Raw genomic sequence first — 13,488 nt, 5'->3', positions numbered from 1 at the left:
TATTCATTAGCCTAAAGGCCATACAGTTTTTCCGTAAACCTCGTTAAGTACATTAGCAATACCTGCGTAAATGGCTGATGCGCCGCAGATAATGCCTTCATAGCCTGCAAATTTACCAAAACTACTGTTACCTGTACCATGTTCGGCAGCTAATAAAAAGAATAATATGGTTAAGGATGCAAAAACAAACTGTAATGCCCGGTTTAGTTTTAATGTCCCAAAAAACATGCAGAGGGTAAATACGCCCCACATGATTAAATAGGCGCACATTCCAGCTTCAGATGGCGCCACCGCCCAACCTAACTTAGGCATTACAATTAAGCCCACCAATGAGAGCCAGAAAAAACCGTAGGATGTAAAAGCGGTTAAACCAAATGTGTTATTCTTTTTAGCTTCAATTATACCTGCTATAACTTGTGCCAGGCCGCCATAAAAAATACCCATAGCCAGTATCATTGAATTGAGCTCAAAGAAACCGGCGTTGTGCAGGTTTAATAAAACGGTTGTCATACCAAAGGCGCACAGGCCGAGTGGGGCAGGGTTGGCAATGCCATCCTTTGCCTGAACAGGAATAGTTGGGATCATGATTTATAAAAGGTTTTAAATTGGTTTTCAATGCAATTTAATTTTATAAAATGCATTTGGCAATTTTATTTGCAAACCGAAGCCTAACTTTACCGTTAAGCTTTTAGTTATGTATAAATTAGTGTTGCTTCGCCACGGAGAGAGTATCTATAATAAGGAAAACCGTTTTACCGGCTGGACCGATGTTGATTTAGCTCCTGAAGGTTTTGATCAGGCAAAAAAAGCAGGCGAGCTGTTAAAAAAAAATGGTTATAACTTTGATGCCGGCTTTGCCTCTGTTTTAAAGCGATCAATAAAAACCCTGCATGTGGTATTGGACGAACTTGACCACCTGTGGATTCCCGTGCAAAAGTCGTGGCGCTTAAACGAACGTTTTTATGGGGCTCTACAAGGGCTAAATAAGGAAGAAACCATTGCAAAATATGGCGATGAGCAGGTACATAAATGGCGCCGCGACCCGCACGAGCTGCCGCCTGCCATAACGAAAGATGATGAACGTTATCCGGGTAAAGACCTTAGGTATAAGGATCTTACCGAGCGGGAGCTGCCGCTTACAGAAAACTTAAGTGAAACGATGGACAGGGTATTGCCCTACTGGAACGAAATTATTGTGCCTGCTATCCGTAAAGATCAAAAAGTTATTGTGTGCGCACATGGCAACAGCCTGCGCGCACTTATACAATATATTGATCATCTTACCGATGAAGAAGTAATAAAACTTGATATCCCAACCGGAACACCATTAATTTATGAGCTCGACGAAGGTTTAAACAGGATAAGGCATTATTATTTAGAATAATGTAGCTATTATCCCATGGCCTTATTCAATGCAATAATGGCATTATCAAAATCCTCGCGGGCTATTAAAAACTGGATATTTACTTTCCGCAATGCAAAGCCGCAGCTTTTAATATTGATACCATTATCGGCCAATGCTGCTGCTGATTTTGCCAGTAAGCCAGGCTGATCCATGTTTGAACCTATCAGGCAAACCATTGCCATTTTTTCGACAGTTACCTTTTCAAAGTCATCTTCTAACTCGCTGATGAGTTTTTTGTTGAAGTCTTTTTCCCAAATAACAATAGATATGCTGTTTGCACTGGTTGCCTTAAAGCTATAGCTAACGTTGAATTTATAGAACATCTGCATTATTTGCAAATCGCTGCCGGGTGCGCCAACCATTGATGGGTCATAAATATCAATCATCATTACCTTTTCGGTACCGGTAATCACTTCAACGCGTTTATGCTCGCAAATGTATTCCTTAGTAATTAGGGTGCCCGGGTGCTCGGGCTGAAAAGTGTTTTTAATACGCAGGTTTATATCATTTATCTCCAGTGGCTTTGATGCCTTTGGATGAATAGCTTCCATACCAACATCAGCCAGTTGATCGGCAACGTCGTAGTTGGTATTTCCAACCGGGAAACAATTATCAACACCAACCAAAACAGGGTCGGCCGTACATAAGTGATATTCTTTATGGATGATCGCTTCTTCTGGCTTAACCGCAACCGCAATTTTACTGAAGGTAACTTCTGAGTAGCCGCGGTCAAATTCACGCATAATACCTTCGGTTCCTTTAGCGTAACCGGTTACTATACAAATGGTATCTTCAAACTTAATATTTTGCAGATCGTGTTTTATACGCTGATCAATTGTGTAGGAGCGGTAATCATGGAATCCACTCAAATCAATCAGGGTAGCGTTGATACCCATATTTTGCAGGATATTGGTAAAGTTAAAAGCCGAATGGCTTTCACCAATAGATGCCAGGATTTCGCGGGCTGCCTGTAATATCCCCTCATTACTTACATAACCGGATGCCAGGATGTTCGAAAGGTTCTCCAGGTAAGTTTGTGCCTCTTTTATACGGGTTTCAATGAAAAGATCAGCCTCCGCTATATTTAAGCCTAAGCTTTCATAGCTTTTGTTAATCTCCTTTAGGCGGATAGTTAGATTTTTTAAAGGTTTATGAAAATCCTTAAATGTTGCCAGGCGATGGTAAACACCTGGTTCGCCAGTTTTTTTATTTTCGAGCAGGAGGTTAGTAACCCCTGAAAATGCTGAAACTACAAATATGCGGTTATATAATTGCTTGCCGCTGCGTTCAAAAAGGATGATGTTTTTGATAACATCGCTTAATGCGGTCATAGATGTACCGCCAATTTTTTCTACTGTTAACATGTCTTTAAATAATCACTTAACGCTTACATGCCAAATTTATACCATCATGGGCTGATGGTGGCAATTGTAATTGGTTTTCAGTTAAGTATGGGCTAATTCTCAATTCTATTATAGATTACCGCTCAATAAAAGCTATCATTTTGATATGCTTTTATTGAAACGATGATTAAACTTGGGTTTATGATTGTTCGCTTTTGTGGTAAAGATCGCCTGCTTTAGCAGCAGAAAGCTTAATGCCCTTTATCATGGCCGAACTGAAGCCATTATGCTCCATTTCATTTAGCCCTGCAATGGTACAACCGCTTGGTGAGGTTACCTTATCAATTTCCTGTTCCGGATGCGATGAGAGCTGTAGCAGCAGATCGGCTGCCCCTTTAGCTGTTTGTGCTGCCATTTTTAAGGCATCGTGCGCATGGAAACCAATTTCTGTTCCACCTTGTGATGCCGCGCGTATCGACCTTAAAAAGAAAGCAATACCACAAGCACAAAGCGCTGTTGCAGAGGTCATTAATTCCTCATTGATCTGAATGGTAACTCCAACAGTTTCAAATAATGACCGTACAAAATTGATGTTTTTTGGCGTTCCGTTATCGGTAGCAATACAGGTCATTGACTGGCCAATTGCAATAGCCGTGTTGGGCATAGCACGCACTATCTGTACATTAAGATCAAGCTGGGTGCGAATATCACCGCAACTTACACCTGATACTACAGAGATCAATAACTGCTTCTCGGGCTTTATAGATGGTCTTATTTCGTCCAATAGCTTGTTTAGCTGGTGTGGCAAAACCGCTAAAACTACAAAATCGGCTTTTCTAACAGCCTTAAGGTTATTATCAGTTGTATGATAACCCAATTCGGATAAAGCCGATAAAGCACCAGCATTTCTACGCGTAAGCGATATTTGCTGTGGTTTGCATATGCCGGCCTTAACCAATCCCTTAGCAAGTGATAGCCCAATGTTTCCGCTACCCAAAATTGCTATATGCTGTTGTGAATTCATGCGTTTTTACTTAAAAGTGTCCCGAACGGTTTGTTATGTTTCAATTTCCCCAGATCATCTGAATGACCAATAATAACAGCCTTTACACCGCTTGATATAGCTGTAAAAGCATTATCAAGTTTAGGCAACATTCCGCTGTGTATAATTTTTTGTATTTTTAATTCTTCGTAGTATTCAGGGTTAATATCGCTTATGAGTGACCCCTCATCATTAATATCTTTCAATACACCCTTTTTTTCAAAACAATAAATAAGTGTAGTGATATATACCTTAGCCATTGCCACTGCCAGCGCCGATGCAATAGTATCGGCATTGGTATTTAACAACTGGCCATCACCATCGTGCGTTATTGCGCAAAAAACAGGGGTAAAGCCTGCGCTTATTAAATTATTCAGGTTTTCAGGATTAATTGAATTTTCGTCAATATCGCCCACAAAACCATAATCAATAGTTTTTACCGGTCTTTTTTTTGCTTTTATAAAATTACCGTCGGCTCCGGTTAACCCTATGGCATTGTTACCAAAGCGCTGTAATTGTGCAACTATATTTTTATTGATCAAACCCGCATAAACCATAGTCACCACCCGCAATGTTTCAATATCAGTTATCCTGCGGCCATCAACCATATTGGGCTCAATGCCTAAAGTTTCTGATAGTTGCGTGGCAACTTTACCACCGCCATGAACTAATATTTTGTAACCTGGCAGAGCCGTAAAATCCTTTAAAAATTTATACAGGTTTTCGGAATTGTCAATAACATTTCCACCAATTTTTATAATATACAGGTTTCTATCAGTCATTACATTGCCTTCCTGACTTAAATCTGTACCAATTATATCCATATTTAACCAATTATTAAACAAATAGAAGTATAATATCTTCTATTGTATACCCGATGCGGTTAAAAATAGTAATAAATGGCCTGTTTTTTATTATTAATGCTGAAAAATGACTGATTTTTAATAATAATATTTAGTTGTAGTTTAATTCTATTTGAAAATTAAGGCATTAGTAAAATCACTTAAAGTAATGGATTGGTTGCTACTAATCGCCATTGTTAAAAAACCTTATACTAATCTGTCTGTATTATAAACTTGATAATAATAAGTTTACAATTGATTAAATGAAACCGCTAATAAGTTTACAATACGGTTATTAAAGATTGTGTAATATTGAAATTTATATAAAATATGTTTACTGTAACATCCCAGGATCAAAATAGCAAGAGTACCAGGCCAAGAGTAGTAATAATAGGCGGAGGATTTGGGGGGCTGGCGTTAGCTAAAAAATTAAAAAATGCACCAGTTGATGTTATTTTACTGGATAAGCATAACTATCATACTTTTCAACCTTTACTTTACCAGGTAGCCATAGGCTCAATAGCAGCTGATTCTATTGGTTTTCCAATCCGCAGGATTTTTACTGATTATAACAACTTCACCTTTAACATGGCCGAAGTTCAAAAGATAAATCCGGAAGATAACACCCTTACCACCAATATTGGTACGGTTTATTTCGATTACCTGATTATTGCTACCGGATCAAACACCAACTTTTTTAATAATAAGCAAATAGAGCATTTTGCAATGCCAATGAAGAATATTCCGGAGGCGCTTAACCTGCGCAGCCTTATTCTTCAAAACCTGGAAACAGCAATTGTTACTAAAGATATGGACGAAAAATTTGCCCTGATGACTTTTGTGGTTGTGGGAGGCGGCCCTACGGGTGTGGAGCTTTCGGGAGCATTAGCCGAAATGAGACGATTGATTTTAGGCAAGGATTATCATGGCGTAAGTAAATACGATATGAAAGTTTACCTGATTGAAGGTAAGGCCGAACTGCTTGCATCTATGTCGGCAGGTGCATCAGGCAAAGCAAAACAATTTTTAAAAGAAGCAGGGGTAAGGATCTATAACAGTGTGCACGTACAAAGTTATGATGGGCTTGAGCTAAAGATTGATGATGGTAAAACAATTAAAACCCGCAACGTATTTTGGGCCGCTGGTGTAAAGGGCGAAATGCCCGAAGGTATCCCTGCCGAAAAAATTTTAAGAGGTAACCGTATCGATGTTGATGAGATAAACAGGGTTAAGGGCTATCAGAATATCTATGCTATTGGCGATGTTGCAGCCATGATAACTCCGGATTATCCCAACGGACATCCAGGTGTAGCACCTACAGCAATTCAGCAGGGTGAGCAATTGGGTCAAAACCTGTTGAACATCATCAAAGGTCAGCCTACCAGGCCTTTTAAATATAAAGATAAGGGATCGTTAGCTACTATTGGACGTAACCAGGCCGTGGCCGATTTGGGGAAACTTCATTTCCAGGGATTTTTTGCATGGCTGTTATGGGGTGTAGTTCACATTATGTCATTAGCCGGTTTTGCCAATAAGGGGATTGTTTTTATTAGCTGGGCAATAAATTATTTCTCAAAAAATAGTGATAATAGGTTAGTAATCAGGTATTTTAATATCCAAACCCGAATGTCAGACTCCGACTCCAAATAACGTTATTTTTAAAAAATTAAAACATACTTCGTTTTATTTACTTAGAAAAGGTAATAAATAAAGTTAATGGAGCTATTTCTGATCATTGCATTGCTGGTCGTAATCAGCACCGTATATTCATACATAAATGCCCGCTATATAAAGTTACCGGGTACTATTGGCATTATTACCATAGCCATTTTTGTATCGCTTATTACCATTATTATTGATAAGCTTGATCCTGAAGTGGCTAACCATCTAACGGTTTTAGCTAAAAACATCAATTTTTCGGGTACGGTATTAAATATTATGCTTGGCTTTTTGCTGTTTGCCGGATCATTTAATTCAAATACCAAAAAGCTTAAAAAAGAACTGAGACCCGTATTTATATTAAGCACCTTAAGCGTAATATTATCCACGGGTATTTTTGGTGCGCTGTTTTATTATGGAACGTTGTTGTTTAACGTACACATGTCATTTATTTATTGCCTGCTTTTTGGTGCCCTTATTTCGCCTACAGATCCTGTGGCAGTAGGTGCAATCATCAAAACATCAAAGCTACCTCAAAACTTAGCTACAATTATATCCGGTGAATCTTTGTTTAACGATGGAGTAGGCCTTGTGCTGTTCATCACAATTCTTGAGGCCATAAATTCGGGTGTTGATAATATTAACTTTGCTAAAACCGCGCTATTGTTTTTAAGGGAAGTTTTTGGTGGGGTAGCTTTAGGTTTAATCGCCGGTTTTATTGCTTTCAGATTGATGAAATCCATTACCGATTTTCAAACTATTGTATTGGTTTCTTTATCGCTGGTAATGAGTGTTTCCGTAATTGCATCTTACCTTGATTTGTCAATTCCCCTGGCTGTTGTTTCGGCTGGCTTATTTATGGGGAACCGCACTATTAACATTGATGAAAAAGAAAAGTCGCATGAGTCGCTGGAGAAGTTTTGGCAGTTGATAGACGAAATGCTGAATACTATATTATTTGTAATGATAGGTTTGCAAATGGTAAATCTGCCATATATAACCAATTACTGGCTAACTGGGGGTATCGCAATCGTGCTTATATTAGTAGCCCGCTGGATGAGCATCCTAATCCCTTTAACCTTTTTGCGCCGCACCTTGAATGTGAATTACAAAAGTATAAATATACTTACCTGGGCAGGTGTTAGGGGAGGTGTTTCTATTGCACTGGCACTCTCCCTGCCTTACAGCCCATATCGCCACGTTATTTTATGCGGGAGTTATTTTATCGTAATATTTTCAATTGTGATACAGGGCTTAACGCTTAATAAACTAATTAATTCGTCAATTAAAAATGAGGGGGCTGGATAGCTTACTTACCCGAAGTATTCATATATGCAGCAGTGTCGCTCTCGTTGGTGTTTTTCGAGGCGCTTAATTCATTGATGATATTTTCGCGCTCCTTTGGTGTTTTGTTTTGGCTCAATTTCTTTTTAGCCTGCAGGTCATCCACCACAATTTCAAAAGCTACTATGCCTTTCATCATACCCTGTTTGAAGGAATCGGGCAGGCTGTCCCATTGTTTTAGGTAATCGGCTTCGTAATATTGAATGGTTTCTTTTAACAGGGCTGCTTTATTTTCTTCCCCATCTAACAAAAAACAATTACCGTAAGCATGTACGGCCAAATAGTTCCAGGTAGGTACCTCGGTTTCTTTTTCGTAATGTTTGGGTGAGATGTATGCATGCGGCTCTGTAAATATGATCAGGGCCCGGTTATCTGCTATATCGTTAGCCTGTGGGTTAGCCTTTGCGAAATGCGAAGAAATAATAAGCTGTCCATCCCGTTCCCGTACTAAAAAGGGGAGATGCGTAGCTGTTGGTACATTATCCTTAACCGTTATTATGGTGGCAAAGCTGTAGCGCTGCATAAAGCTGACCACTTCCTGCTGATCGGTAAACTTATTTAAAGCGGGTATGTACATTTTGCCAGGGTTAGTTGTGTTGAAGGGTTGTTGCTACAAACTTTCAAGCATTTTCTTCAAAACAGCTTGTGCTGCCCAAACTCGGTTTGCAGCTTCGTGCACTACAATTGAGTTTTTTCCATCTAATATCTCGTCTGATAATTCGAGGTTACGCCTAACCGGGAGGCAGTGCATTACTTTGGCGTCATGGGTAATTTTAAGTCTTTCATTGGTTAGCATCCAATCCTCGTTACCAGGTAGTAACTTACCATAGGGCTCATAAGCCGACCAGTTTTTTACGTAGATAAAGTCAGCATCGGCCAAAGCTTCATCCTGATCATTAGTGATAGTTGCGCCTTGTGTAAAATCGGTACAAAGTTCGTATCCTTTGGGGTGGGCAATGGTAAAGTCAACATCAGCCTTACACATCCACTCAGCAAATGAGTTTGGAACGGCTTGCGGTAATGGCTTTATATGCGGTGCCCAGGTTAAAACAACTTTTGGCCTGCTGCGGGTTTTTAATTCTTCAATAGTTACCAAATCGGCAAGGCTTTGCAATGGATGGCGTGTTGCAGATTCAAGGCTAACAACCGGTACACCACAAAATTGTACAAATTTATTAAATATCATTTCGCTGTAATCCTCGTCCCGGTTTTTTAGCCCGGGGAAAGAACGTACGCCAATAATATCGGCATATTGACCCATTACAGCGGCAGCCTCACGAATGTGCTCAACGGTTGTGCCATTCATTATCACATTATCACGCAGTTCTAATGCCCAGCCTTCTTTATCCAAATTAAGCACCATAACATTCATACCCATATTAAGGGCTGCTCTTTGGGTGCTCATACGGGTACGCAGGCTTGGATTTAAAAACACAAGGGCCATTGTTTTATTTTCGCCCAAATCCTTATAAGCATAAGGGTTTTGCTTTAAATGTAAAGCATCTTTAACAAGTGCTTTAATATCAGTTACATCGTTTACGGACGAAAATAGTTTCATAAGGCCTAACAATAGTTTTCTCCTGCGGAGGCGTGCTTTTTTTTATTGATTCAATACAGTTACAAATGTTTCTAAAAACCTGTCGGCATGTGCTTTGGTCAGGTTTAGGGCAGGTAAAAGCCTTACTACATTTGGTTTTGCCTCACCTGTAAATATATGGTGGTTAAACAGCAATTCCTTACGTACATGGGCAAGTTCGGCAGGGAGTTCAATCCCAATCATTAAACCACGGCCGCGTACTTCTTTCACTTGTTCAAGTTTTTTAAGTTCGGCAATTAAGTATCCGCCAACTTCGGCTGCGTTTTGCATAAGATTATCCTGCTCCATTACTTCCAATACGGCTAATGCTGCAGCACAGGCTAAATGGTTACCACCAAAAGTAGTACCTAACATGCCATAAGCAGGTTGTATTTTTGGCGATATAATGATACCACCCACCGGGAAACCGTTACCCATGCCTTTGGCCATTGTATAAATATCGGCATTTACGCCTGCAAAATCGTGCGAAAAGAATTTACCGGTACGGCCATAACCACACTGAACCGAATCAGCAATAAAAACGGCGTTGTTGGCATCGCATAAGGATCTTATCTTTTGTAAAAAGCTATCCGGTGCTACCTGTATACCACCCACGCCCTGTATACCTTCAATAATTACCGAAGAGATCTCGTTATCGGCGAAAGCCTGTTCTAATGCAACTTCATCTTTCCACGGAACGAATACCACATTTTCGGTTTCATTAACCGGGGCTACGATTTTAGGATTATCTGTTACCGCTACCGCCAGTGAAGTACGACCGTGAAATGCACCAGTAAAAGCGATAACCTTTTTTTTACCGTTATAAAACGATGCTAACTTTAAAGCATTCTCATTGGCCTCGGCGCCTGAATTACATAAAAACAGCTGGTAATCTTCCTTACCCGAAAGATGACCTAATTTTTCGGCCAGTTCCTTTTGTAAGGGAATCTCGATTGAGTTTGAATAAAAACCTATCTGGTTTAACTGGTCTTCCAGTCGTTTAACGTAATGAGGATTAGTATGTCCGATTGATATAACCGCATGACCACCGTAAAGATCCAAGTACTCGGTACCTTTGTCATCAAATACTAAACTACCTTGTCCTTTAACTATATTTATAGGATTGATAGGATAAACGTCAAATAACTTCATTTCGTTTGAGGTAAAAAGTAAAGAGCGAAAGTTTGATATTTAGCTCTTTACCGTATTAATTATATAACTATAAATAACTGATTACAAGGATAATTTCTCCTATAAATCATCTTTTTCTTAAAATCCTGTTGCTTTTAGTCTTAAACCAGCTTTTTCATCTAAGCCGAACATCAGATTCATGTTTTGTACTGCCTGGCCAGACGCACCTTTAAGTAGATTATCCATTATGCTGATAATTAATAGTTTATTACCATGTTTTTTAACCTGTATAAAGCACTTGTTGGTATTAACTATCTGTTTCAGGTCAATATCTTTAGTGGTAACATGGGTAAAAGGGTGCCCGTCATAGTATTGGTGATAAAGCTTTAATGCTTCAGCATCAGACAAATCTGTTTCTGTATACATGGAAGCAATTATTCCACGGGTATAATCACCACGATACGGAATAAAGTTGATCGCCTGGTTTAAACCGGGCTGTAACTGCTTTAATGATTGCCCTATCTCGTTTAAATGTTGGTGCTCAAATGCCTTGTAAACAGACAGGTTATCATTGCGCCAGGTAAAATGCGTAGTACCCGATAAACTTTGCCCTGCACCGGTTGAACCTGTAGTAGCGGTAATATGCACCTCACTGTTTAGTAGGTTTTTTGAAGCCATGGGAAGTAAGCCTAATTGTAAACAGGTTGCAAAACAACCGGGGTTAGCAATATTGTGGGCTTGTTTAATAGCATCACGGTTTAATTCGGGCAAGCCATAAACAAAGTTTTTACTTTTAAATTTCGCGTTTTGCGTTAACCTGAAATCCTGGCTAAGGTCTATGATCTTTATATTATCGGGGATAGGGTTTGCCTCTAAAAACTTTTTAGCATCGCCGTGGCCAACACAAAGAAACAATACGTCAATATTATAAGCTAATTCGGCAGCAAATTTAAGATCGGTATCACCAAACAAATCGGTATGCACATCATAAACATGGTTACCTGCATTGCTGGTACTGTGTATAAAAGCAATGTCAACATTAGGGTGATTGATCAGGATGCGCAGCATTTCGCCCCCTGTATAACCTGCACCGCCAACTATCCCTGCCCTGATTTTAACAGCTTTTTCATTGTGTTGTGTTTCCATTAGTTGGTTGAATTAACCTTATGATAGATCATTACCTGGTTGCCAAATATTTTTGAGAACCCTTTAACATCTTCGCCACTCCATGAGTTGTTCATTTCGCCGTAAGTACCAAATTTGCTCGACATCAGGTCGTGATCAGACTCAATACCTACAACCTGGAAACGGTAAGGGTTTAACTGTACAAATACTTTACCGCTAACATTTTGCTGTGTATCACTTAAAAAGGCTTCAATATTACGCATGATAGGATCATGGAACTGCCCTTCATGTAGCCAGTTACCATAGAAAGCTGATAACTGATCTTTCCATGATAGCTGCCATTTGGTTAATACATGTTTCTCTAAAGTATGATGTGCCTTTATAATAACCATAGGAGCAGCAGCCTCGAAGCCTACACGGCCCTTAATACCTATAATTGTATCACCAACGTGAATATCTCGGCCAATGCCGTAAGGCTGTGCTATGGCTTGTAATGCCTGGATAGCTTTTGTTGGATGATCAAACTTTTCGTTATCAATACCTACTAACTCACCTTTTTCAAAAACAAGCTCAATGTTTTTAGTTTCAGACGATGTTACCTGCGTAGGCCATGCCTCCTCAGGTAAGCCTAAGTTTGAAGTAAGTGTTTCTTTACCACCAACTGATGTACCCCAGATACCTTTATTAATAGAGTATTTGGCTTTTTCAAAATTCATTTCAACACCATGATCTTTTAGGTACTGAATCTCCGCTTCGCGACTTAATTTTAAATCACGGATAGGAGTGATGATCTGCACATCAGGTACAAGGATATTAAATATCATATCAAAACGTACCTGATCATTACCGGCACCTGTGCTTCCATGTGCTACAAACTCGGCACCAATCTCTTTAGCATAATTAGCTATAGCTGTTGCCTGGCTAACACGCTCGGCACTTACCGAAAGGGGGTAGGTGTTGTTTTTTAAAACATTGCCATAAATCAAAAAGCGCACGCAGGTATTGTAGAAGTTTTCGGTTTCGTCAACCACGTGGTGCGAGGTAACTCCCATTTTATAAGCACGTTCTTCAACGCCCTTAAGTTCTTCTTCGCTAAAACCACCAGTGTTTACAATAACTGAATGAACTTCGTAACCTAAGTCTTGTGTTAAGTAGATGCAACAGAACGAGGTATCCAAACCTCCGCTATAAGCTAATACAACTTTCTTTTTCATTTATTTATGTTTGTGTAGCAACGCAATACTTTGCGTCGATATGATTTATTTTCTTTGAGGATAAAGCACAAAGTTTTGCCTATTACCCTATAACTTAATCGTGATCTGCGCCGATTCTTTTTTTGATGGCATTTTCGATACGCTCCAGCAGGGTAGCTTTGTGCGTGATTTTTTTCATCTTTTCTTCGTATTCCTTTTGTTTTTCGGCAGGGTCAAATAACATGGCGGTGCACATGCAGTTTTTACGGCCCTTACTGGTTAAAATATCAAAGTTTACGCAACTTTTGCAGCCAGCCCAAAAATCTTCATCCTGTGTAAGTTCTGAATAGGTTACTGGTTCGTATCCTAAGTCTGAATTTATTTTCATTACAGCCAGGCCGGTTGTTAGGCCGAAAATTTTTGAATCTGGGTATTTTTTACGGGAAAGCTTAAATATATTTTCCTTGATCGCCTTTGCCAAACCTTCTTTTCTGAACTGCGGACTAACGATCAAACCCGAATTAGCCACAAAATCGCCGTGGCTCCAGGTTTCAATGTAGCAGAAACCTGCCCATGTACCATCTTTATGAAAAGCAATTACAGCTTTACCTTCAAGCATCTTATTAGCAACATACTCCGGCGAACGCTGGGCAATACCAGTACCGCGTGCTTTTGCAGACTCCGCCATCTCGTTGCATATTTCCTGTGCGTAATCCACATGCTGGGCGGTTGCTACCTGTATATCAAAATCTTTAATCATTATTAAATAGAAAAATTACCGTTAAATTATTTGCCTTGCAGCGTTAATAATTAGATGATCTTTTGCGG

The 13,488-nt window shown here is 39.5% G+C and carries 13 protein-coding genes; 3 read left to right on the top strand and 10 right to left on the bottom strand.

Going from position 1 to position 13,488, the window contains the following annotated elements; translation table 11 throughout:
* Positions 1-6: 6 nt before the first annotated feature.
* The gene (locus tag ACQY4U_RS20995; protein ID WP_428331421.1) at positions 7-585 is read right to left on the bottom strand and encodes an acetate uptake transporter; all 579 of its coding nucleotides are present in this window, start codon (positions 583-585) and stop codon (positions 7-9) included.
* Between the two features lie 109 nt (positions 586-694).
* On the opposite strand from ACQY4U_RS20995, the gene gpmA reads away from it, so the two are divergent.
* A complete protein-coding gene (gene gpmA / locus ACQY4U_RS20990) occupies positions 695-1,384 on the top strand; it encodes a 2,3-diphosphoglycerate-dependent phosphoglycerate mutase (RefSeq protein WP_428331420.1) in 690 nt (229 codons plus the stop codon).
* An 8-nt stretch (positions 1,385-1,392) separates the two neighbouring features.
* Here the strand turns inward: gpmA and ACQY4U_RS20985 are convergent, their stop codons facing one another.
* From ACQY4U_RS20985 to argB, 3 genes are all read right to left on the bottom strand, one after another.
* Positions 1,393-2,769 (bottom strand): aspartate kinase, encoded by a 1,377-nt coding sequence (locus ACQY4U_RS20985; RefSeq protein WP_428331419.1) that lies wholly within the window; start codon positions 2,767-2,769, stop codon positions 1,393-1,395.
* A 178-nt stretch (positions 2,770-2,947) separates the two neighbouring features.
* On the bottom strand, positions 2,948-3,772 hold the full coding sequence (proC, locus tag ACQY4U_RS20980; protein WP_428331418.1) for a pyrroline-5-carboxylate reductase: 825 nt from the start codon (positions 3,770-3,772) through the stop codon (positions 2,948-2,950).
* Positions 3,769-4,614: an acetylglutamate kinase gene (gene argB / locus ACQY4U_RS20975; protein WP_428331417.1), complete on the bottom strand. Its 846-nt coding sequence runs from the start codon at positions 4,612-4,614 to the stop codon at positions 3,769-3,771. The genes proC and argB overlap by 4 nt, the downstream gene beginning before the upstream one ends.
* 348 nt (positions 4,615-4,962) lie before the next feature.
* On the opposite strand from argB, the gene ACQY4U_RS20970 reads away from it, so the two are divergent.
* Positions 4,963-6,282 carry an NAD(P)/FAD-dependent oxidoreductase gene (locus ACQY4U_RS20970; RefSeq protein ID WP_428331416.1) on the top strand — a complete coding sequence of 440 codons (1,320 nt, stop codon included), beginning with the start codon at positions 4,963-4,965 and terminating at the stop codon, positions 6,280-6,282.
* Positions 6,283-6,348: 66 nt separating this feature from the next.
* On the top strand, positions 6,349-7,599 hold the full coding sequence (locus tag ACQY4U_RS20965) for a cation:proton antiporter (protein WP_428331415.1): 1,251 nt from the start codon (positions 6,349-6,351) through the stop codon (positions 7,597-7,599).
* A gap of 1 nt (position 7,600) precedes the next feature.
* Here ACQY4U_RS20965 and ACQY4U_RS20960 read toward each other — a convergent pair whose 3' ends face one another.
* The 6 genes from ACQY4U_RS20960 to ACQY4U_RS20935 form a co-directional block, all read right to left on the bottom strand.
* Positions 7,601-8,212 carry an FMN-binding negative transcriptional regulator gene (locus ACQY4U_RS20960; protein WP_428331414.1) on the bottom strand — a complete coding sequence of 204 codons (612 nt, stop codon included), beginning with the start codon at positions 8,210-8,212 and terminating at the stop codon, positions 7,601-7,603.
* A gap of 33 nt (positions 8,213-8,245) precedes the next feature.
* Positions 8,246-9,193: an acetylornithine carbamoyltransferase gene (locus ACQY4U_RS20955; RefSeq protein ID WP_428331413.1), complete on the bottom strand. Its 948-nt coding sequence runs from the start codon at positions 9,191-9,193 to the stop codon at positions 8,246-8,248.
* Between the two features lie 42 nt (positions 9,194-9,235).
* A complete protein-coding gene (locus tag ACQY4U_RS20950; RefSeq protein WP_428331412.1) occupies positions 9,236-10,363 on the bottom strand; it encodes an aspartate aminotransferase family protein in 1,128 nt (375 codons plus the stop codon).
* 117 nt (positions 10,364-10,480) lie between these two features.
* Positions 10,481-11,488 carry an N-acetyl-gamma-glutamyl-phosphate reductase gene (gene argC, locus ACQY4U_RS20945; RefSeq protein ID WP_428331411.1) on the bottom strand — a complete coding sequence of 336 codons (1,008 nt, stop codon included), beginning with the start codon at positions 11,486-11,488 and terminating at the stop codon, positions 10,481-10,483.
* Positions 11,488-12,681 (bottom strand): argininosuccinate synthase, encoded by a 1,194-nt coding sequence (gene argG, locus ACQY4U_RS20940; RefSeq protein WP_428331410.1) that lies wholly within the window; start codon positions 12,679-12,681, stop codon positions 11,488-11,490. Before argG ends, argC begins: the two co-directional genes overlap by 1 nt.
* 94 nt (positions 12,682-12,775) lie before the next feature.
* Positions 12,776-13,423, bottom strand: coding sequence for a GNAT family N-acetyltransferase (locus ACQY4U_RS20935; protein WP_428331765.1), 648 nt, complete (start codon positions 13,421-13,423; stop codon positions 12,776-12,778).
* Positions 13,424-13,488: the final 65 nt, after the last annotated feature.

Origin of the sequence: Mucilaginibacter sp. (assembly GCF_965277465.1) — a bacterium.
Classification (GTDB): domain Bacteria; phylum Bacteroidota; class Bacteroidia; order Sphingobacteriales; family Sphingobacteriaceae; genus Mucilaginibacter.
The sequence above is the reverse complement of the archived record's forward strand: the minus strand, read 5'-3'. Positions and strand labels throughout refer to the sequence as shown.